This is a genomic window from Dongia sp. (assembly GCF_041909655.1).
Lineage (GTDB): Bacteria > Pseudomonadota > Alphaproteobacteria > Dongiales > Dongiaceae > Dongia.
In genome coordinates this window covers 33,936-54,032 of record NZ_JAYRDA010000019.1, presented here as the reverse complement: position 1 = coordinate 54,032, position 20,097 = coordinate 33,936, and the positions used below count along the sequence as shown (strand labels likewise).

The following is a 20,097-nucleotide window of genomic DNA, read 5'->3' as shown; positions in this document are numbered from 1 at the left end:
GCCCGACGACACGACGCCGCCCGGCGAGTTGATGTAGATCGAGATCTCCTTGCTGGGATTCTCGGATTCCAAGAACAGGAGCTGCGCGCAGACGACGCTGGCCATGCCGTCATTGACGGGACCGACCAGGAAAATGATGCGCTCCTTGAGGAGGCGCGAATAGATGTCGTAGGAGCGTTCGCCGCGATTGGTCTGCTCGACCACCATCGGCACGAGGTAGTTGTTGTAGATCTCGACTGGATCCCGGTCTCTCATCATCCACTCTCAAAGATGTTGCGGGCGGCCCGACGCGACGCGCGCCTGGCGACCTGGCGTCGCCGAGCCGGCGACGGGCCGACTCACGGATAGGCGATCTTAGCGAGTGGGCCGGTTCTGGCAAACCGTTCCGACGCCAAGCGCCGGAACGACTCGCCAAATCCTTTCCATCGCTTAGTCGCGACGGCCCTTGAGCTCCGCCTCACCCTCTTCGGCGAACTTCTCAGGGGAAACCTTGCGCTCCGCCACCTTCGCACGCTCGAGGATGAAGTCGACGACCTTTTCCTCGTAAAGCGGGGCGCGGAGCTGGTTGAGGGCTTCGGGCGAGCGCTGATAGTACTCGATCACCTGCTGCTGCTGGCCGGGATAACGCTGCGCCTCCTGGATGAGAGCGCGGCTCAATTCCTCGTTCGGCACCTGGATATTATTCTGGCGACCGACTTCGGAGAGCAGCAAGCCCAACTTCACGCGGCGCGCGGCGATGTCGCGGTATTCCTTCTTCAGCTCGTCTTCGCTCTTGCCCTTGTCCTCTTCGTCCAATCGGCCGGCCTTCATATCGGCTTCGATCTGCTGCCAGATGGCGCCGAATTCGGCCTCGACCAGAACCTCAGGCAAGGTGAAATCGTGATTGTCGGCCAAAACGTCAAGGAGCTTCCGCTTCACGCGGGCACGGGAGACCGAACCGTATTCGCGCTCGATACGCTCGCGGGCCTGCTTCTTCAACTCGGCCAGGTCGGTGAGGCCCAGGGATTTCGCCAGTTCGTCATCGACCGGCACGTCCTTCAGCACGCGCACTTCCTGCACCGTGACGGCGAATTCAGCCTCCTTGCCGGCGAGATCGGTATTGCCGTATTCGGCCGGGAAAGTGACCTTCACGGTCTTCTTGTCGCCCTTCTTCACGCCGATGAGCTGCTCTTCAAAGCCCGGAATGAAGCTGCCCGAACCCAGTTCGAGATAATGGCCGTCAGCCTTGCCGCCTTCAAATTCGACGCCGCCGATCGAGCCCACGAAATCGATCACCGCGATGTCGCCGCTCTTGGCCGCATAATCATCAGCGGCGGTTTCCGACGCGCGCTGGCGCTTGGCGATGCGCTTCAGGCTGTCATCGACTTCGCTTTCCGGCACCTCGACCGAGACACGCTCAAGCGAAACGGTGGTGAAATCCATCGGCGCGATTTCGGGGATGACTTCCAGCGCCACCGAGAATTCGAGATCGGCATCGGCTTTGAACTCGCCGACGAGTTCGACCTTGGGCTGACCGGCGGGACGCAGGCTGCGCTCGGTGAAGAGCTGCTGCGAGCTCTGCTGCACGCTCTCTTCCAGAACCTCGCCCAAGACTGATTGCTCGTAGCGCTGCTTCAGCAGCGTCATCGGCACCTTGCCGGGGCGGAAGCCGGGGATCTTCAGCTTGTGGCCGAGCTCGTTGAGCTTGCCGTCGACCTTCTCGCGCAACTGGGCAGCCGGGACGGCGATCTTGTATTCCCGCTTCAGACCCTGGTTCAGGGTTTCGGTGACCTGCATGACAGTACACTTTCAGAACTGGAGGTTTATCTAACGGCGATCGACTGGGACCACGGCTGCTCTTGGCGCTCAAGGAAACGACCTCAACCCGATCTCGTTCGCGGGTCCCCCTCGGATTCCGGGACCATTGACGAGATTGGTGCGGGCGGAGGGATTTGAACCCACACGACTTGCGTCACGGGAACCTAAATCCCGCGCGTCTACCAATTTCGCCACGCCCGCGAAGGTCGTTAGAGCTGCCACAGCATAGCTCGCGGCCCCGGCATATCACCGGGTCCGGGGCGGGGATGTAGCCCACCTAACCCCGCGTCACAAGCGAAAAAGACCCCGGATGGCGGCCCTGTCAACCATGCTGGAGGCCCGCGGGGAACCCGTCCCAGCGCAGCCGTAGCCAACGCCCGCGATCACCGACCCCCTCGCCGACCTCCCGCCAGCCCAAACGGGCATAAAAAGCCCGGGCCGAAACATTCACCTCATCGACCTTGAGCTCCAGCGGCCCCCGGTCCAGCGCCTGAATTGCGGCCAATAGGGCACGGCCGGCACCGCGCTTTTGCTGGGCCGGGAGAATGTACAGAGAATGGATGAAGTTTTCATTCCAATACACTGAAACAAAACCAATTATTACTCGATCCAGCAAGCAAACCCGCTGTTCCTCGCCAGCGCAAGCGCGAAAATAGGCCGCCCTGTCCCGGGAAGTCGCCGGTTCGTCAGGGAAAGCCGCGGCGAGGGCCGCGTCATAGACCAGCGCGCATTCCTCCGCGTCCGCCGGTCCGGCCAGCCGCACCTCGATGACGGGATGGTTCATGATTCCAGGAGGCGACGGATTTCGGGAATACGTTCCGGGAGATCCTCGGCAATAAGGCCCGGCCCGGCGGCAAAGCCGGCCTCGCTGTGGAACCAGACGGCCGCAGCGGCAGCCTCGAAGGCCGGCATCCCTTGTGCCAGCAGCCCCAGGACCAGCCCGGCCAGGACGTCGCCCGAGCCTGCCGTGGCCAGATGGGGGCTCGCTTCCCGGTTGATGAGGAGCCTGACCTGTTGCGCATCGCCGATGGCGGAGGGCGGTTGAGCGATGACCGTATCCGCCCCCTTGAGCACGATCGTGCAGCGGGAGCGCTCGGCCGCGAGCCGTGCCCGCTCGGCTTTGCCCAGTTCCACGTCAAGATCGGGAAAGAGGCGGGCGAACTCGCCCTCATGCGGCGTGAGGACAACATCCGCTCGGCCGAGACCAAAAAGCTCCTGGGGACGGTCGGCAAAGGCGGTCAATCCACCGCCATCGATCACGGCCGCGCGGGCGCTGGCCAAAGCATTCAGCACCGCCTCGCGCGTGGCGTCGTCCGGCAGCATGCCGGAGCCCACCAGCAAGGCGGTGATGCGGCTGTCCATCAGGATCTCGACCACATCCTCGGCGCGCGCTGCCGGCTTGGCAATGAGGCCCGGCTGATCGGCCATGTAGAGGGGCAACACCTCGGCCGGTGCTGCCACCGTCAGCATACCGGCGCCAATCCGCCGCGCGGCGCGCGCGGCGAGGCGCCCTGCCCCCGGCATCGCCTGGCTACCGAAGACCAGCGCATGGCCGCGGCTGTATTTGTGATCGAGCGCGCCGACGCGGGGCAGATGCATCAGCCAGACATCGAGCCCGTTGGCGCGAATATCGACCGCAGAGCGCGACTGTGCCTCGCGGCCGCAAGCGGCATCGAAACCGAGCGGTGCAACGACGAGACGGCCAGCATGCAGGCGTCCCGGCAGCAACAGGTGCCCCGGTTTCGGCCAACCGAAAGTCACCGTATCGCTGGCCGCGAAGGCCGCCCCGAGTACCTGGCCGGTATCGGCCGAAATGCCGCTGGGGATATCGACGGCAACAACCGGTAACGAAAGCTGGCGGCAGCGATGAATCGCCGCGACCGCCATGTCATCCAGTGGCCGATCCAGACCGATGCCAAAGAGCGCATCGATTACGAGGCTCTCCGGCGCGAGCGCGGTGGCAAGAGTTGCGTGATTCATCGGCAGGGTCGTGCCTTGCCAGCCCGCAGCAGCTTTCGCCGCGTCGTTGCGATAACCATCGACGGGGCGCATCGCCAGCAAGGTGACGTCGCGGCCGGCCTGACGCAGGAGCTCCGCGACAATGAAGCCATCGCCGCCATTATTGCCCGGCCCGCAAAGCACCGTGACTTTATGCCCGGGCCAAAATTGCTGGACATGATCGGCGACGGCGCGGCCCGCGTCCCGCATCAATGCGAAACTGTCGACACCGCGATCGAAGAGAGCCTGCTCGGCAGCACGCATTTGAGCGCTGGTCAGCACCAGATCGAGCGGGCCGGACATGTTCTTTGCATCCGGTGCCATCGGCGGCGCTCAGTTGATCACGGTGCGGCAGAATTCCTCGCTGTAGCGCGCGCGGATCTTGTCGCACATCTCCTGCGCCTCCTTGAGGGTCGCAAAAGGGCCGGCGTAGATGCGATAGGCGTCGGAACGGCCACCGATGATGAAGGGCCGCATCTCGTATTTCAGGTTCGCGAGCAACGAGCGATACTTCTCGACCAGACCGTCATAGGCCGTGCGTGCGGATTCTGGCGTCCCCCGCTCACCCAGCCAGACACGGAAGACCTTCGGCTTGGGCGAGGTGATCTCGGCCAAGGGTAGCAATGGCTCCACGCCCTCGACCGTCAGGTCTTCGGATTCCGGCGCCGTCTCTTCCTCAGCCGGCGCCGCATTCTCATCGGCCGCAGCCTGCTCGTCGACAGCCGGCTCCTCCACCGGCGCTTCGCTGGATTCGTCAGCATGTGCGTCCGTTTCGTCAGCATGCGCATCCGCGGTTTCCGCCGGCTGCGTTTCCACCGGTTGCTCGGCCTCGGCATGGGCTGCGGGGGCGTGGGCTGCGGGCGTTTCGGAAACTGCCGCCTCTTCCGTCGCTTCAACCGCCTGCTCGTCCTCCAATACCCCCGTCGCCGAGGCGACGCCCTGCGCCACTGTTTCCGCAGCCGGCTCTGCCGCAGGTTCCGGCGCATGAGACTCTGCCGCTTCCGGCGTTCCTTCGTGGGAATCGGCGGCGGGCGGTGGCGTGGCGGGTTCGGCCGGTTCTTCCGCGCCCTGCGCTTCCGCCGACTGCGTTTCCGCCGGCTGTGTTTCCACCGGCTGCTCTTCTGCCGCATGAGAGTCTGAGGTGGCGGGTTCGGCAGCGTGGGATTCGGCAGGAGCGGTAGCGTCAGCGGCCTGTGCGTCGTGCGCAGGCGCGGCGGGCGTTTCCGCGGGCTCGGCGGGCATTTCTGCGGGCTCGTCCGATGCCGCCGCTTCCGGCGCTTTCGGCTTGGGCAATTCGGTCAGCTTCTGCCTGGCGTTGAGGTTGCCGGCCGCCGCGGCCTTTTCCAGCCATTGATAGGCCAGATCGGAATTCTGCTGGACGCCGCGCCCGGTACGATAAAGCTCGGCAAGATCGATTTGTGCCTCGGGAAGTCCCGCCTCGGCCGCCTTGGCGATCCAATAGGCTGCCTGCTTGTCGTCCATGGCGACGCCCACGCCTTGCGCATAGAGCAGGCCGAGATTGTACTGCCCCTGAACGCTGTTCGCCTCCGCCGCCGCGGTCCACAGCTTGGCTGTTTGGGCTGGATCGCGCGGGACACCCTCGCCCCGCATATACTGAACGCCGAGATTGAACTGGGCGGTGGCATTGCCCCCCTCAGCCGCCTGCTGCCAATAGGCGATCGCCTTGCTCTGGTCCTTGGCGACGCCGCGCCCTTCGGCATAAAGCATCGCGAGGTTGTTCATCGCCGGGGCGAATCCCTGCTCGGCGGAGGCCTCGTACCATTTGCGCGCGCCTTCCAGATCGGCTTTGGTGCCGCGGCCGCTTTCCAGGAGCAAGCCCAAGCCATGCTGTGCCCGTTTGTCGCCGGTAAGCGCCGCCTTCTGCCATTCGGCATAAGCCTGCTCGAAGGCACCGGCATTGAACGCATCGAGACCGGTGCCGTAATCGGCCCGTGCCGGGGTCGCGGAAAGCAAATGGAGGCCAAGCAGTGCCACGGCCGCAGCAATCACGCCCCGTCCCATGCCTGAGCGTCCCCCGGTAAAGCGCGTACCGCACCGGATGGCTGCGGTCGCCAGAGCGAATCGATTCCATATCATGGCGGTCAATATGCCGCCCGGCGCGGGGCGGCGCAACGCGGGCCGATGTCCCAATGTGGGCCTGGGCAACAGGCTTTAATGCCGTGCGTCGCGACCAGGATCCACAGGAGAGACAATCTGGGCGAAGGTTCCCGGTGCCAGGGGCCCGGCATGGTGGTGCACCATGCGCCACCCACCCGCCTCGCTGGCAAAGACGTTGGTGCAGGCGAAATGAGCCTTTCCGACCATTTCGATGCCGCAGACGATGCCAAGGCCCCCCACCAGGGCCATCTGCCGCGGGACGAAGGTCATGTCAGGAATGGCCCCATGGCTGAAAATCTCGGTCCAACTGGCGACGATCTCGCCCCTGGTCAGGATCGGCGGCCAGCCCGGATGACAGCAGAAGACCGGTGTGTTTTCAGCCCAGAGGGCCTCCATCGCATCGGCATCAGCCTCAGCAAAGGCTCGGTAAAAAGCGTCATTGGCGGATTGATAGGTCGTCTTGTCGGTGGTCAGCCGCGAAATGGTCATCGCCGGTATCCCTGAACGGGTGTCGCCACCGCCAGTCTAGCCTCAGATGTGGCTGGCACCACCATTCTGCGTGCCACCGCCCGCGCCGCCCGCGCCACCCTTGCCACTACCACCACGCCCGGTGCTGCCACGATCACGGCCGTCACCGCCCCGGTCCCCCGGCCCGTCATCGCCTTCCTCTATGCCCGCTTCGTCCTCGACGGGCAAATTGAGCGCCGCGAAGCCGGGTGGCAGTGACCTGACCGGGGCGCGCTGGGTGGCGCAATCCGGCGAGACCGTCACCTGCATACCGGTCATCGCCATCTGGCTACCCCCTGCACCACCGCAGGCACTGATTTCGACCGCGCCGGAAATGACGTTCACCTCGGTACGACCATCCGGCCAGACAAAGATCACCAATTCTGTCCCACGGATCACCATGGTGGCTGTCGGTGTCTTGAGGCGCACATTTTCCTCGGTCGTCATGTGGCCGCCGACATAGCGGAACGCCCCCACGGCGAAGGACATCTCGCCCGCACCTTCCGTGCTGCTGGGATCGTAGACGAAATCGTCCAGCCGCACTTCGGCGCCCGGTCCCACATCGATGCGCGTTGCATCGAGGAATTGGAGGGAGGTCGCACCCGTGGCGCCCGTCGCCACGGTATCAAGCGCGAATACCTTGTCGCGATAGCGAATGGCGCGGAGCTGGGCGGCGCCGTCCGGGCGCGCCACGGCATCCCGATATTCGCGCTGGACGACGGCGCCGATTTCCTTTTCCGCCGCCGCACCCGCGGAAGCCATGCATGCCGGTCCGGCCGCAATCAACAGCAAGGCGCAAAGAGCGCGCGGAGAAACGACGCGCCCGAAGGCGCCAATACCTGATTTCATGATCTTTTCTAACTTGCGACCGAGGGCGGCGGGAGGCCAACCATTGCCGGTTAGTCGCCGCTCTCCCGCTCCGGGTTCAATCGATGCGCCGCTATGTGCGGCCGGTCACTCATACATGACCGGCAGACTGTCCCATTCGCTGATCTGGGTGCCGTTCCAGGCGGCCAGCACCAATTCCGGCGCGCGCTCGGGCAGATGGTCAAGGACCATCACACAGAGTATCGCTGCAAGAGCCAGCCAATGTTTGTATTTGCGCGCCATATTGGTGCCTTTGGTGAAAAGCGCGGCCACGAGGCAACCGCTTCACCCAAGCAATATGCGGCTGAACTCGTTAATTTGCTGTGACCGAGGACACAGGGAAGGTCCAAAAAAAACGGCCGACCCGGTTGGGGTCGGCCTCGGATGAAATCAACAGTTCGGTTGAACTGAGAGATTTGAGCTAGAGGTTGTCATCTCCATTTTCATTCGGATCAGTCTCCGAGGCAGGCGGCTCTGGATCCGGCGCAGGCGGATCCGGTTCGGGGTCTGTGCCCTCGTCGCCGCGATTTTTGCCTTCCTTGTCGCCGGGGCCGCCGCCTTCGCCGCCGTCACCCCCGTCGCCGCCATCATCACCGCCGGCAGCCGTCGCAAAATCGGCAAGATCGGCCGGGACGTCGAGATCGGTCACATCCGTCACCGGACGCGAGGTCGTCACCACGGCCTGGCAGGTGAGCGGCACGATGACACGTTGACCGGCGGTGGCCATGGCCGCCACCGGCTTGTCGCAAGGTTGAACTTCCACGGCACCTTCGATCACATTGATCTCGGTGGTACCGTCCAGGCCGACAAAGATGATCAGTTCCGTCCCGCGGATGGTCATCGTCGAGGTCGGCGTGATCAGCTTAACGTTCTCTTCCGATTTCATGTTGCCGCCGACATAGCGGAAAGCACCGACCGCCATGGAAATCTTGCCGGCGCCGATGGCGCTGATGGGGTCGAAGACGAAATCGTCCAGCTTGACCATGGCATTGGGCCCCACATCGAAGCGGGTTTCGTCGAGGAAACGCATCGAGGTGGCACCCTCCTCGCCGGTCTCGACCGTATCGAGGGCCATGACCTGGTCCTGGAAGCGGATCTCGCGGGCATCCGCGCCGCCATCCGGCGTCGCCACGGCGCCCTTGTAATCCTCCAGAATCACGTTGCCGATCGTATCGGCTGAAGCGCTGGAACAAAGGAACGCGGCAAATGTCGAGATCGCCAGCGAGCATGCCGCCGGGCGGATAATGGCCGGCCAGAAACCGCTGGAACGGCGTGCACTAATCAGCAAGGACTTCATGGCGTCGTTACCTCCAGTCGAAGCAGATGGCCGCACAGGTCATCCGCCGCAGCCGCGCGGATCGCCGGCGCGGCATGTTGCGTTATTGACACTCATTGTTAACGAATTAATAACGAATTTTATTCTTTGTCCGGATGCCAATCCAGTGACGGCGCACACGAATCAATACAAAATACTGTGCGCTCGCCCGCTTCGCAAAATTTTAGGGAGCAAACGCTTACCCGGGCCGTGCTTGACCTGATCGATCTTGCGCCGCAACATCGCCCCCGTTTCGTTCCCCCACCCGCGCCGAAAGGACCAGCCGCATGATCGGCCGCCTCAACCATGTCGCCATCGCCGTGCCGGACCTCACCCAGGCGACGGCCCTTTATCGCGACACGCTGGGGGCCAAGGTTTCCGCGCCCGTGGCACAACCTAAGCACGGCGTTACCGTGGTTTTCGTTGAATTGCCCAATACCAAGATCGAATTGCTGCACCCCCTTGGCGAAGCATCACCCATCGCCGGCTATCTGGAGCGCAACCCTGCCGGCGGCATCCACCACGTCTGCTATGAGGTTGACGATATCCTCGCCGCCCGGGATCGCCTGAAGGCGGCGGGTGCGCGGGTGCTGGGCGATGGCGAGCCCAAGATCGGCGCCCATGACAAGCCGGTTCTGTTCCTGCACCCCAAGGACTTCCTCGGCACGTTGGTGGAACTGGAACAGGCATAGGCACCCGATCATGACCGGCATCGCATCGCAGTTCTTCATCTTCCTGATCATCTGGTGGCTGGCCTTGTTCGCCGTCCTGCCCTGGGGCGTACGCCGCCAGGAAAGCGACGAGGTGGGCCATGATCCCGGGGCCCCAGCCAATCCGATGCTACTGAAGAAGGCCGCTATCACCACGGTGATTGCCGTCGTGATCTGGGGCGCCTATTTCATCGCCTCCCACTATTTCGGTTTGTCGATCCTGGAACTGACCGGCGTCGCCAGGCCTGCCTAGGGAAAGTGGTGTGAGGCATCAGATATGAGTGGTTACTGCCGCGTGGCGCCCGGGCACGAATTTCATGGCCCCTATCATGCCGGCCATTACGGCTTTCCAATCGCGGATGACGATCTGCTGTTCGAGCGCCTGGTATTGGAGATCAATCAGGCCGGCCTGTCCTGGCTGACCATCCTGAAGAAGCAGGATTCCTTCCGCGCCGCCTACAGCAATTTCGAGATCGCCAAGGTGGCCCGTTATGGCGACAAGCAGCGCGCACGCCTGCTCAACGATGCGGGCATCATCCGCAACCGGCTGAAGGTGGATGCCTCGATCGAGAACGCCAAACGCATTCAGGCGCTGCAACGCAGCCACGGCTCGTTCGCGTCATGGCTCGCCGAGCATCATCCGCTGGCCAAGCCAGATTGGGTCAAGCTGTTCAAGCGGGAATTCGTCTTCACCGGCGGCGAAATCGTGGGCGAATTCCTGATGTCGATCGGCTATCTGCCCGGCGCCCATGCCGAGGATTGCCCGGTCTATCGGAAGATCGCGCGGCAGAAACCGGCCTGGATCCAGGCGGCGGCCAAAGGAATGAAGTACTAGCCCCGGTCGTCCCCCCCCCCCCCGGTCGCCCGGGCCACAAATGGAAAGAGGCAGACCCATCGGATCTGCCTCTCGGACCTACAAATCGAGGTCCCCCCCCACCGCAATCAATTTCGTCAGTGTCGTCCCAGAACTTGGACCGTGCGGTCGCTTTTTTATGGCCTTGCTTTGGCAGTCGCGCCAGCTCCCCTAGCCAGCGGACAGAACCCTAACCAAAATTTTTCCCGAAGTCACGGGAGCATTTCACAAAAATGGCACTTTTCATTTGGACAAACTCAGGCGGCACAGCCTTCCTCTCGATCTGGACGCACATGGCGAATTATGTGAATTTTCATTATTTTATAAATAGATAGATCGATTTCGAAAGATGGCGTGACAATCCCGTCCCGATCATCTTTTTCGAATCATTTTCGCTTTGGTCATCGCCAGGTGCGAATGCGGATCAAAGAACGGCACAGATTCGCGGAACGTCATCCCGATTATCGTCCGCTAAACGGAAGCCCCGGCGGCAAGTGCTCTCGCATCGCCACCACCAGACGAAGTCGCCGGCCGCTCCGCCGGCGAAAGCATTCGCAACCAGTCATTCAACTGCGCCAGTTCCGCATCGGGCTTTTCTTCACCCACATCGAGCCTGCCTGCGTAGATGACGCCATTGTCGCCATCAAGCGTCAGAAAATCGCCGGGGCTGAAACGATGGCCGCCAATGGCGCAGGACATGCCATCAGGAGCAATGGAGAGCGCATCGCATCCGACCAGACAAACCTTGTTCAACTGGCGTGCGATAACGGCCTCATGCGACGTTCTACCTCCATGGGCGGTGAGGATCGCCACCGCGGCATTCATGCCAGCGATATCGTCAGTGGTGGTGTCATTTCTTACCAGAATCGCGTCTACGCCCTGCCCGGCCCAGGCAACAGCCGCCTCGGCGGTGAGTGCGATCCGCCCGGAGGCCACGCCAATGCCGGCGGATTTGGCAGTCGCCAAAGGTTCCCCAACCACGCCGAGCAAGCGCCTCCGGGTCAGCTTCTCCCAGGGAACGTTACCAAGGCGATTGACGGCTTCGCGTGGCTCGATCAAACCTTGCCGGGCCAAGTCGACGGCGATCTTCACAGCGGCCCAATCCGTGCGCTTGGCGCGACGGGTCTGCAACAGAAAGACTTTGCCGTTCTCGATGGTAAACTCAAAATCCTGCACGTCACCAAATGCAAGCTCCAGGCGTTCGCGAATGGCCATCAGGTGCTGAAAGGCATCCGGCAGGAGAGCCTGCAGCGTATCCGCCGCATCGACAGGATAGCGGCCCGAAACGACATCCTCACCCTGCGCGTTGAAGAGGAATTCCATATAAAGCTCGTTCGAGCCATCGGCTGGATTGCGCGTGAAACCAACGCCGGAGCCCGATCCGCTGCCGGCATTGCCAAACACCATCCGCTGTATGGTCACGGCTGTGCCGGTCAGGCCGTCCAGATTGTTGAGCCGGCGATAAGTCACCGCCCGTTCGCTTTCCCAGGAGCGGAAGACCGCTTCCACCGCCCCGGTCAGCTGCTCCATGGGATCCTCAGGGAAAGGCTCGCCAACCAATTCATGGAAATGGTGGAGTTGCGCCAGCGTGAGCGTCCGCAAGGCAAGCGTATCCAGATCACCGACAACTTCCGCGCCGGAAATACCGAGGGCCTCGTCCCTCAAGGCATCGAAGCCGGTCGCCGGCACTCCTTTGACCACCTCCGCAAAAGACTGCACAAGACGGCGCAGCGAATCCCATGCCAGGCGCGGCTTTCCAGTCACGGCAATGAGTCCGGGCAGGGTCCGCGTCGTCAGCCCGATATTGAGCAGCGTTTCCATCATGCCTGGCATCGACGCCGCGGCACCGGAGCGAACCGATAGAAGCAAGGGCCTGCGCTGGTCGCCGAACGACAAGCCGGAAAGATTTTCGAGACGGCGTACATGGGTCAGCAATTGTTCCGGCAGGTCACCGTTTATTGCGTGGCCGTGCTGAATCCAGTGCCGGCAGAATCCGGTCGACAGCACAAAAGCCGGCGGCACCGGCAAATCAAGAGCCGCCAAACGCATGAGGTTAAACGCCTTGTTTCCGACCTCGGGCAACAAATCTTCGGCTGGCGGCGGGGTATCGCTGTCGATCGGGTAGATCTTTGGTTTCATGGCATCAACCTTTCAAGCGCCCTTCCAGGACATGATCGCTGAGCGTGAGACCGGCATGCATCAACGAATCACCAACCGCCTCGAGATTGGCCGCGATCTCGTGTTCCAGCAGCAAGCCGCGCGCATCCAGCGGTGATTTCACGAGTGATTCGAGCGCTTCGCGCGCAACGGCGTCGGTCGCATGCTCCATGTCGCGCAAGCAATCGACCAAGGTCAGAAGATCGCGCACGTCCTCGCGGGCAGCGCCGCGGTGGAGATGAATGGACAGCGACAGCGCCCGGACATAATCCTCCACGCCGGAAACCAATTGACGCACCAGTTCCACGATTGGTCTTTGCGCGGTCAGGCGCATGTGCGGCGGCAGCAGACTGATGGTGAACATCACTTCTTCCAAGGCATCGGCTGCATCGTCGGCGTGAACCAGCACACTCCGCCATACCGGCTCGGCACCATTGCGTGCCACGAGCGTCCGGACTTGATTGACCAATCGGTCGGCATCGCTTTCCCATGCCTTGGCACGACGGCGGTACGTGAGCCGATCCTCCGGCGTGATGCTTTCGATCCGCATGATGGCGGCCTGAATAAGATCCACCAGATCATGCAGAAGCGCAGCGTGGTCGAGCGCAAAAACCAGGACTTGGTCGGATGCCGTCTGCATGCGCGCCATCAAATCCGCGCGAATCTGCTGGGCGACGAACTCGGCGCTCCGCTGCGCCATCAGCGCTTCGGTACAGGTGCGAAACACATTGCGCATGAAGGATTGGGTGTCGGCGTCGCCCAAAACCTGGTCCAGCGGTCGGCCGATGCCCAGGTTCTTGCCTGCGCCCTCAAGCGCTGCGAAGATTAAATTCTCGCCGCCCAGCTTGAGAAAGCCGCGATGCCCGATCCGCTGATCGGCGGCCCATCCGAGAAGCTCCAGCGCCGCGGCCTTGCTCATGAAATTGCGCAGACGTTTGCGCGCCTTATTCCAATCAATGAGAAAAACCAGCGCCGCACCGATCGCTGACAATGCGGCATCGCGCTGCTTTGCATCCTTGGCGGTAAGGACGCCCGTTGTCTGATAAAATTCATCTTCTTCGAGCCCCGCAACGTGCCGCTGGCGCGTATCGGCCCAGCGCATGCCGGTGCCTTTCAGTCGGTCCTTGAAAAAACGCAACCGGCGGGCATGCACGTCCGTATAGGTGAGACTAACGGTCAACTCATCGACATGCACCACCAGGACATGGGCATCAGTGGTACCGATATCGTTCTGAATGACCAAGCCATCCTGGGTCCGCGTAGCCGTCGTTCCAAGCCCGGGATGATCAAACTTGAGCGGCGCGGTCCGGTTTAGGCCACCCATGAAGGCCATGATGGGTGCTCGATCAGCATTGGTTATGCGATAGACCCGGGCACCATCGATCGATTCTTCGGCAATGCTCGCCTGGAGAGCATTCAAGCCCTTGTGCATATCCATCAAAAGCAAGTGCAGAGAGTCAGCCGACTGCCTCTTCGCATGAGTCAACTCGCTGACCAGGCCGGCGGGAAGCATATCGCCGTCCATCGCCGGCAATTTCGAAAGGGCCTGAAAACGCGCCTGAAAACCCCCGTGAAGCGCACCGTTTGCGGCGCCCTCACCGCTCGCTGCAAACGGAGCCAGCATGGTCGAAAGATCGGCGAGGACCAGATCGAGAGCCGCCTTGACCCCGGGAATATGATAATAGGCGCCTTGTCGGGTGGCCCCTTCCGAGCCGGACTTCAAAAACGAAGCATCTATTCCCGCCAGACGCGGAATCTCGATCGCGCCAGTCGGTCTGCTGCCCGGATGATCGGCTTGTGACGCGGCACTTTGCAGCCAGGAAAGCACTGCCTTGATGCGGTCGTTGGCTGAAAGGGCGCGATCGATCAGATCCGGCAGGAGCAACGCGGTCTCTTCAAGCGCCTCGGCGATCAATGTTTTCTGTACCATCGCGTCAGTCCGTCAATGGAAGGTGAGATTGCCCCGTGCGATCACGCAACGACATGATAGCCGGCGTCGATGAAAGTGATGTTCCCCGTAATGTTAGCGGCGAGGTCGCTAACCAGGAATGCGGCCATTGCGCCCACATCGCCGACATCAGCCAACTGACGGGCGGGCGCGCGCCGTGCCGTGGCATCCACCAGTGCGGAAAATTCCGGAATGCCAGACGCCGCGCGTGTCACGATTGGCCCCGGCGAGAGCACATTGACGCGAATGCCGCACGGACCGAGTTCATTTGCCATGTAAATCGCCGCGCATTCCAACGCGGCCTTCACCGGCCCCATCAGGCCGTAATTGTCGACCACCTTCTCCGCGCCATAATACGAGACGGTCAATAAAGCGCCGCCCGACGCCATGAGCGGTTCGGCGAGGCGCGCCATACGCAGGAAAGAGTGGCAGGAGATATCCATCGCACGCGCAAATCCGTCGCGCGAACTATCGATCAGGCGGCCATTGAGATCAACCTTGGGTGCATAGGCGATGGAATGCAGGAGAAAATCGAGCCGACCGTATCGTTGCGCAATGGCATCGAAAGTGGCCGAAAGCTGCTCCGGCTGCTCGACATCGCACGGCAAGACCAATTCCGCGCCAAGTTCCGACGCCAGAGGCGCCACATAGCTATGGGCCTTGTCGTTGAGATAGGTGACCGCCAGGCTGGCACCCGCCTGGCGAAACGCCTTCGCGCAGCCATAGGCAATGCTGCGATCATTCGCTATTCCGACTACCAAACCGATCTTATTCGCAAGGCTCAGCATTTCTGTGTCTATGCCTCCAGAACATAAGCGCCGGGGGCCGCGCCAAGGCCGGGGGGCAAAACCGCCGCAGGTATGACGCCGGTACTCGAGTGGCGCCGCAGCCAATCACTCCATGCCGGCCACCAGGAACCCTCTTGCGCTGGCTCCCTGCCGATCCAGCTACCGGGATCGAGGTATGGTTCGAAAGGGCCACTGGTCGACAGACGATAGTGCCGCCTGGCATGCCCCGGTTCGCTGACAATGCCGGCGTTATGGCCACCATTTGTCAGCACAAACGTGACTTCGGCGCGACTGAGCAGGCGAATCTTGTAAACTGATTGCCACGGCGCCACATGATCGGTCTCTGTACCGACGGCGAAGATCGGCGTACGGATATCGGACAGAACGACGGGCCGCCGATCGACCAGGTAATGCCCCTGGGCAAGCTCGTTCCTGATGAAAAGACGGCGCAGGTATTCCGCATGCATGTGTTGCGGTAACCGCGTGACATCGGCATTCCAGGCAGTGATATCCGTACCACTGTCTCGCTCTCCCAGCAGATATTGCCGGACGAAGCGATTCCAAATCAGATCGTTGGCACGGAGCAGTTTGAAAGCGGCTGACATCTCCGCCCCGTCGAGATAGCCGCGCTGCCACATGACATCCTCGAGGAACGCCACCTGATCTTCGCTGGTAAAGACCTGAATTGGGCCGGCCTCGGTAAAGTCGGTCTGCGCGGCAAGGAGTGTCATGCTGGCCAGCCGCCCATCGTTGTCGCGCGCCATACGCGCCGCATCGATGGCAAGCAGCGTGCCGCCCAGGCAGTAACCACATCCATGAACCGCTGCGCCAGGGCGAATGGCGGCAATCGCCTCCAGCGCGCACGCTATGCCCTGCTGTCGGTAATCGTCCATGCTCCAATGCCGGTGAGCCGAGCCGGGATTGCGCCAGCTGATCATGAAGACGGTAAAGCCCGATGCCACCAGATGGCGCACCACCGAATTGTGTTCCGTCAGATCGAGGACGTAATATTTCATGATCCAGGCCGGAACGATCAGGATTGGCTCGCGCGCAACCTCGGCAGTCATCGGCGCATATTGGATGAGTTCCATATGCTCGTTTCGATAGACAACCACGCCGGGCGTGGCCGCCAGATCGTGACCTATCTTGAAGCTCCGCTGCGGAAGCACCGCTTCGCCGGCCGGCGACCCCAAATGGAGATCATCGATCAGATTTGCAAAGCCGCGCCGCAGATTCGCGCCTTGACTGACGAGTGTGGTGCGCAAAACTTCCGGATTGCAGATCGGCTGGTTGGCGGGAGATATAAAGTCAAGATATTGGCGCGCCAGGAAAGCAAGTACCCGTTGATGGCTCGCCTTCACGCCGCTGACGCTGCCGGTGGCCACGCCCCACCATTCCTCCCAACGCAGGTAGCTTTGATAGAAAACGCTAAAGGGTGTTGCCTGCCAGTCCGGCGCCGAAAAACGGCGATCCGTGGGGGCCGGTTGCGAACCTTCCTCGCTGGGCAGGAATTGACGCCCGACGGCATCAAGATCTGCGAGCTGGATCTCGCAGATCTTGAGCCACAATTCCATCCGCAACCCAGGCGCGTTCGCAAGATGCAACAGCCAGTCGGTGAGGGCGAGCGACACAATTGTCGGGCTGAACGATCCGGTTAATTGCCCCTGCAAGGCGTGCAAGAATCTATCAAGATCGGCAAGCTTCGGCGCTTCAGGACGCGACAAATCTAGTGCCATGGCCGCGGAGGAAGGATCGGCACCTTTCTGCTGGGTTGCCACCGCACCCGCCGTGTGGGCAATGCCGTCGTCCATCTCTCACTTACCCCACGAATATGGTGGGCCAAGGATCTGCCCCCGGAATGTCCGGTACAGCAGCTTGATTGCGGATTTATGGCTGGCGACCGGACAGCAAGAAGATTTCGTCAAAAATCGACGAAAAAATCATAATGCGGTTAATATATTGATATAGATCAATTTTTATAGAGAAAATGGGGCGAGTGACGGGGCACGATCCCGCAACCTCTAGAATCACAATCTAGCGCTCTAACCAATTGAGCTACACCCGCCACCGGGGGCCGCCGCGGCCCTGTCTCCAGGGTCACCAGCCATGCCGGCAGCGATGTAGCCGACCCCTCCCCGCCCGTCAAGGATTAGAGGGGGCGCCCCGGTTACCGGGCATAGCCCTACCTGTCGCCCTGATATAACTATTCGTCGCCTGGAGCCTGTCACAGGGCGGCGCCGGACCTAAACTGCGAAACCGTTCCGGGCTGGGCGATCCCAGGCCCGGTAGTTCATTTTTCTCGGGGAAGACCAATGCTTCAGCTTGCCAGCGGCATGAGCCGCCTGGGTACCGAATCCGCTTTCGAAGTCCTGGCCCGCGCCAATGCCTTGCGCGCCCAGGGCCGCAGCATCGTCGCCCTCTCGATCGGCCAGCCCGATTTTCAGACCCCGGCCCATATCGTCGAAGCCGGCATCAAGGCCCTGCGCGACGGCCATCATGGCTATACTCCGGCCAACGGCATTCCGGAAGTGCGCCAGGCCGTGGCTGACGACCTCAACAAGCGTCATGGCATCAATACGGTCGATCCCAACAACGTGCTGATCGTGCCGGGCGGCAAGGTCACCATGTTCTTCGCCATCATGATGTTCGGCGAGCCGGGCGCGGAGATCATCTATCCGAACCCAGGTTTCCCGATCTATGAATCGACCATCAAATTTTCCGGCGCGACACCGGTGCCGCTTCCGCTCCTCGAGGAGAACGGCTTCGGCTTCAAGGCCGAGGACGTGCTCTCGCGCATCACGCCGAAGACCCGCCTCATCATCGTCAATTCGCCCGCCAATCCGACCGGCGGCATCGTCGAGAAGGACGAGATCGACAAGCTGGTGAAGGGCCTGGAGCAGCATCCGAACGTCGCCATCATGTCGGACGAGATCTATTCCGAGATGCTCTATGACGGCAAGGTGCATACCTCGTTCCTCAAGTATCCGCAGATCGCCGATCGTCTGATCATGCTGGATGGCTGGTCCAAGACCTATGCCATGACCGGCTGGCGCATGGGCTATTCGGTCTGGCCGAAGAGCCTCATCGAGCATGCGACGCGCCTGTGCATCAACGTGCATTCCTGCGTCAACGCCTCGGCGCAATGGGCGGGCCTCGCGGCCCTCACCGGTCCGAAGGACGAGGTTGCCAAGATGATGGTGGCCTTCGACGAGCGCCGCCGCTTCACCGTGGCCGAACTCAACAAGCTGCCGGGCGTGTCCTGCATCACGCCCTATGGCGCCTTCTATGCCTTCCCGAACATCAAGGGGACCGGCTTTAAATCCAAGGCGCTGGAAGTGGCGCTGCTGGACGAGGCTGGTGTTGCCAGCATCGCCGGCACCAGCTTCGGCGCCTATGGCGAGGGGTATCTCCGCATCTCCTACGCCAATTCGATCGAAAATATCGGCGAGGCGATCAAGCGCATCGGCGGCTTCCTGGAGAAGCGCAAGGCTGCGTAAGCCCTTATCGACCCAGTTTCAGGTAAAACGGGCGGGATGTCGGAAGACATCCCGCCCGCTGCGTTTCAGCTTTTAAGAACGGCCGCAGCGGCCGCTTCGCCAGCAGACATGGCCCCCTCGAACCAGCCGGCACCTTCCGGCGCCGTGTCCGAGGTCGCAAAGGCCAAGCGCCCGCCGCCTTGCCACACTTCATGCGCAAAGCTGTCGACGATATCGGCCGGCGGCCCGACCCAGGTACCACGTGCCCAGGGATCGCCGCACCAATCGTGCCAGTCCCAGCCGATGAGTTCCGCCTCCGGCAAGAGGCGCTGCAGCGTATCGACGACATCGGCACGGCGGTCCGGATGCCAGGTGCCGTCATCGAGGCCGAAGCCGACAGCCAGGGTATGGCCGGCGCCATCCTCGAAAGCCGTGAAGAGCCATTGCAATCCAGCGCCACCGCCTGTCGCCAGGACGCCAGGTGCGACACCGGCGATGCGAAGCCACAATTTGACGGCACGGCCGTCATGGCCACGGGCGGCGACCTGTGCTTGTTGCGGCGTCAACGCGTTCCCGAAATCGATTCCGCCGAGCGTATTGACCGGCAAAGCGACGATGGCAGCACCGGCCCGCAAGATCCTGCCATCGCGTGCCGTCACGACAATGGAGTCATCGTTCCGGCGAATGCTCACGACGGGAAAGCCAAGATGGAGGTCGGCACCAGAGGCAGCAATCATCCGCTCGACGAGCGGTGTCACACCCGGCGACAAGGTGTGTGTCAGCACCTGCATGATGCTCTCGGGCGTGCCATCGACATAGCCACAGGAGGCAAGCAATTCGCCGGCCGAGACGCTCGCCGGATCGCCGGAACCGGAAACGGTCCACCACGACATGAGCTGGGCACGCGTCGGCGCCGCGACGGCATGACGCTGGAAATACGCGGCCAGGCTGATACCCAGCAACGGTCTGCCGGCGACATCATCGGCTCGCCCGGCCTTGATGCGCTTGGCATCCACCGCGATCTGGGCAATGACACGGTCATAGTCTGAACGTTCGGCGGCAGAGACCGGTGCGTCCTCACGCAAGGTTGTGCCGTCATGCCATCGCCGATGCCGGACCGGAACGGTCTCGACCAGATCTATGCCGTGCCGCCGGCAAGCCTCCTGCATGCGCCTGTGCCAGGGCGTGATCCAGGAACCGCCGAATTCGAGCACCTTACCCCCGCCGCCGAAAGCTCGGGTAAAACCTCGGCCGCCGACCCGATCGGCCGCTTCCAGAAGGGCGATGCGATGCCCGGCAGAGCCGAGAATTTCGGCGGCGTGTGCGCCTGCAAGACCGGCGCCGATGATCAGAAAATCGTATTCCATGGCGGCGATGCTGCCCGTCCGCGTCAGGCTTAACAATGGTAAAAAATTGGTTGCCTCAGATTTGAACACAGCCGCCTAATAAACAGGCATCGACCGCCATGCCATATCTTGTTATCGTGTTAAATCAAACACTTAAAGAGTGGCACGCGCCTTGCTCAATCGCGCCGGCACCCTCGTCGTGAGGCAGTTGAGTACC

The 20,097-nt window shown here is 62.0% G+C and carries 18 protein-coding genes and 2 tRNA genes; 4 read left to right on the top strand and 16 right to left on the bottom strand.

The window, feature by feature from the left end:
- From ACE3PR_RS21250 to ACE3PR_RS21205, 10 genes are all read right to left on the bottom strand, one after another.
- On the bottom strand, window positions 1–255 hold a 255-nt coding region (locus ACE3PR_RS21250; protein ID WP_374376307.1), incomplete at its 3' end, for an ATP-dependent Clp protease proteolytic subunit.
- Window positions 256–429: 174 nt separating this feature from the next.
- The gene (gene tig / locus ACE3PR_RS21245) at window positions 430–1,776 is read right to left on the bottom strand and encodes a trigger factor (RefSeq protein WP_374376305.1); all 1,347 of its coding nucleotides are present in this window, start codon (window positions 1,774–1,776) and stop codon (window positions 430–432) included.
- Window positions 1,777–1,913: 137 nt separating this feature from the next.
- Window positions 1,914–1,998 (bottom strand) — tRNA-Leu (locus ACE3PR_RS21240).
- A 121-nt stretch (window positions 1,999–2,119) separates the two neighbouring features.
- A complete protein-coding gene (locus tag ACE3PR_RS21235) occupies window positions 2,120–2,581 on the bottom strand; it encodes an N-acetyltransferase family protein (RefSeq protein WP_374376303.1) in 462 nt (153 codons plus the stop codon).
- Window positions 2,578–4,119: an NAD(P)H-hydrate dehydratase gene (locus tag ACE3PR_RS21230; RefSeq protein WP_374376301.1), complete on the bottom strand. Its 1,542-nt coding sequence runs from the start codon at window positions 4,117–4,119 to the stop codon at window positions 2,578–2,580. Before ACE3PR_RS21230 ends, ACE3PR_RS21235 begins: the two co-directional genes overlap by 4 nt.
- A 9-nt stretch (window positions 4,120–4,128) precedes the next feature.
- The gene (locus tag ACE3PR_RS21225) at window positions 4,129–5,817 is read right to left on the bottom strand and encodes an SPOR domain-containing protein (RefSeq protein ID WP_374376299.1); all 1,689 of its coding nucleotides are present in this window, start codon (window positions 5,815–5,817) and stop codon (window positions 4,129–4,131) included.
- Between the two features lie 150 nt (window positions 5,818–5,967).
- Window positions 5,968–6,402: a nuclear transport factor 2 family protein gene (locus tag ACE3PR_RS21220; RefSeq protein WP_374376297.1), complete on the bottom strand. Its 435-nt coding sequence runs from the start codon at window positions 6,400–6,402 to the stop codon at window positions 5,968–5,970.
- Between the two features lie 42 nt (window positions 6,403–6,444).
- Complete coding sequence (locus ACE3PR_RS21215) at window positions 6,445–7,269, bottom strand: FecR domain-containing protein (RefSeq protein WP_374376295.1); 825 nt, start codon at window positions 7,267–7,269, stop codon at window positions 6,445–6,447.
- 105 nt (window positions 7,270–7,374) lie between these two features.
- Window positions 7,375–7,560 carry a hypothetical protein gene (locus ACE3PR_RS21210; protein WP_374376293.1) on the bottom strand — a complete coding sequence of 62 codons (186 nt, stop codon included), beginning with the start codon at window positions 7,558–7,560 and terminating at the stop codon, window positions 7,375–7,377.
- Between the two features lie 148 nt (window positions 7,561–7,708).
- The gene (locus ACE3PR_RS21205; protein ID WP_374376291.1) at window positions 7,709–8,584 is read right to left on the bottom strand and encodes a FecR domain-containing protein; all 876 of its coding nucleotides are present in this window, start codon (window positions 8,582–8,584) and stop codon (window positions 7,709–7,711) included.
- 305 nt (window positions 8,585–8,889) lie between these two features.
- On the opposite strand from ACE3PR_RS21205, the gene mce reads away from it, so the two are divergent.
- From mce to ACE3PR_RS21190, 3 genes are read left to right on the top strand one after another with little or no spacing between them, the layout of a single operon-like run.
- The gene (gene mce, locus ACE3PR_RS21200) at window positions 8,890–9,294 is read left to right on the top strand and encodes a methylmalonyl-CoA epimerase (RefSeq protein WP_374376289.1); all 405 of its coding nucleotides are present in this window, start codon (window positions 8,890–8,892) and stop codon (window positions 9,292–9,294) included.
- 10 nt (window positions 9,295–9,304) lie between these two features.
- Complete coding sequence (locus ACE3PR_RS21195) at window positions 9,305–9,565, top strand: DUF1467 family protein (RefSeq protein WP_374376287.1); 261 nt, start codon at window positions 9,305–9,307, stop codon at window positions 9,563–9,565.
- Between the two features lie 24 nt (window positions 9,566–9,589).
- A complete protein-coding gene (locus ACE3PR_RS21190; protein WP_374376285.1) occupies window positions 9,590–10,147 on the top strand; it encodes a DNA-3-methyladenine glycosylase I in 558 nt (185 codons plus the stop codon).
- A 489-nt stretch (window positions 10,148–10,636) separates the two neighbouring features.
- On the opposite strand, the gene ACE3PR_RS21185 is transcribed toward ACE3PR_RS21190, so the two are convergent.
- The 5 genes from ACE3PR_RS21185 to ACE3PR_RS21165 all read right to left on the bottom strand — a co-directional run bounded on the left by ACE3PR_RS21185 (window position 10,637) and on the right by ACE3PR_RS21165 (window position 17,123).
- Complete coding sequence (locus ACE3PR_RS21185) at window positions 10,637–12,304, bottom strand: PEP/pyruvate-binding domain-containing protein (protein ID WP_374376283.1); 1,668 nt, start codon at window positions 12,302–12,304, stop codon at window positions 10,637–10,639.
- A 4-nt stretch (window positions 12,305–12,308) separates the two neighbouring features.
- A complete protein-coding gene (locus tag ACE3PR_RS21180) occupies window positions 12,309–14,252 on the bottom strand; it encodes a hypothetical protein (RefSeq protein ID WP_374376281.1) in 1,944 nt (647 codons plus the stop codon).
- A gap of 41 nt (window positions 14,253–14,293) precedes the next feature.
- Window positions 14,294–15,058: an enoyl-ACP reductase FabI gene (gene fabI, locus ACE3PR_RS21175; protein ID WP_374376279.1), complete on the bottom strand. Its 765-nt coding sequence runs from the start codon at window positions 15,056–15,058 to the stop codon at window positions 14,294–14,296.
- A gap of 8 nt (window positions 15,059–15,066) precedes the next feature.
- Window positions 15,067–16,869 (bottom strand): PHA/PHB synthase family protein, encoded by a 1,803-nt coding sequence (locus tag ACE3PR_RS21170; protein ID WP_374376277.1) that lies wholly within the window; start codon window positions 16,867–16,869, stop codon window positions 15,067–15,069.
- A gap of 177 nt (window positions 16,870–17,046) precedes the next feature.
- Window positions 17,047–17,123: transfer RNA gene (locus ACE3PR_RS21165), tRNA-His, on the bottom strand.
- Window positions 17,124–17,370: 247 nt separating this feature from the next.
- Here ACE3PR_RS21165 and ACE3PR_RS21160 point away from each other — a divergent pair.
- Entirely contained in the window at window positions 17,371–18,555 is a 1,185-nt protein-coding gene (locus ACE3PR_RS21160; protein WP_374376275.1) for a pyridoxal phosphate-dependent aminotransferase, read from the top strand.
- 65 nt (window positions 18,556–18,620) lie between these two features.
- On the opposite strand, the gene ACE3PR_RS21155 is transcribed toward ACE3PR_RS21160, so the two are convergent.
- On the bottom strand, window positions 18,621–19,901 hold the full coding sequence (locus tag ACE3PR_RS21155; RefSeq protein ID WP_374376273.1) for a flavin monoamine oxidase family protein: 1,281 nt from the start codon (window positions 19,899–19,901) through the stop codon (window positions 18,621–18,623).
- Window positions 19,902–20,097: the final 196 nt, after the last annotated feature.

Coding starts and splice junctions, on each gene's coding strand:
- ACE3PR_RS21225 (WP_374376299.1), bottom strand. CDS start 5,817: ATGGGACGGGGCGTGATTGCTGCGGCCGTGGCACTGCTTGGCCTCCAT.
- ACE3PR_RS21235 (WP_374376303.1), bottom strand. CDS start 2,581: ATGAACCATCCCGTCATCGAGGTGCGGCTGGCCGGACCGGCGGACGCG.
- mce (WP_374376289.1), top strand. CDS start 8,890: ATGATCGGCCGCCTCAACCATGTCGCCATCGCCGTGCCGGACCTCACC.
- ACE3PR_RS21215 (WP_374376295.1), bottom strand. CDS start 7,269: ATGAAATCAGGTATTGGCGCCTTCGGGCGCGTCGTTTCTCCGCGCGCT.
- fabI (WP_374376279.1), bottom strand. CDS start 15,058: ATGCTGAGCCTTGCGAATAAGATCGGTTTGGTAGTCGGAATAGCGAAT.
- tig (WP_374376305.1), bottom strand. CDS start 1,776: ATGCAGGTCACCGAAACCCTGAACCAGGGTCTGAAGCGGGAATACAAG.
- ACE3PR_RS21155 (WP_374376273.1), bottom strand. CDS start 19,901: ATGGAATACGATTTTCTGATCATCGGCGCCGGTCTTGCAGGCGCACAC.
- ACE3PR_RS21230 (WP_374376301.1), bottom strand. CDS start 4,119: ATGGCACCGGATGCAAAGAACATGTCCGGCCCGCTCGATCTGGTGCTG.
- ACE3PR_RS21195 (WP_374376287.1), top strand. CDS start 9,305: ATGACCGGCATCGCATCGCAGTTCTTCATCTTCCTGATCATCTGGTGG.
- ACE3PR_RS21180 (WP_374376281.1), bottom strand. CDS start 14,252: ATGGTACAGAAAACATTGATCGCCGAGGCGCTTGAAGAGACCGCGTTG.
- ACE3PR_RS21185 (WP_374376283.1), bottom strand. CDS start 12,304: ATGAAACCAAAGATCTACCCGATCGACAGCGATACCCCGCCGCCAGCC.
- ACE3PR_RS21190 (WP_374376285.1), top strand. CDS start 9,590: ATGAGTGGTTACTGCCGCGTGGCGCCCGGGCACGAATTTCATGGCCCC.
- ACE3PR_RS21160 (WP_374376275.1), top strand. CDS start 17,371: ATGCTTCAGCTTGCCAGCGGCATGAGCCGCCTGGGTACCGAATCCGCT.
- ACE3PR_RS21170 (WP_374376277.1), bottom strand. CDS start 16,869: ATGGACGACGGCATTGCCCACACGGCGGGTGCGGTGGCAACCCAGCAG.
- ACE3PR_RS21220 (WP_374376297.1), bottom strand. CDS start 6,402: ATGACCATTTCGCGGCTGACCACCGACAAGACGACCTATCAATCCGCC.
- ACE3PR_RS21205 (WP_374376291.1), bottom strand. CDS start 8,584: ATGAAGTCCTTGCTGATTAGTGCACGCCGTTCCAGCGGTTTCTGGCCG.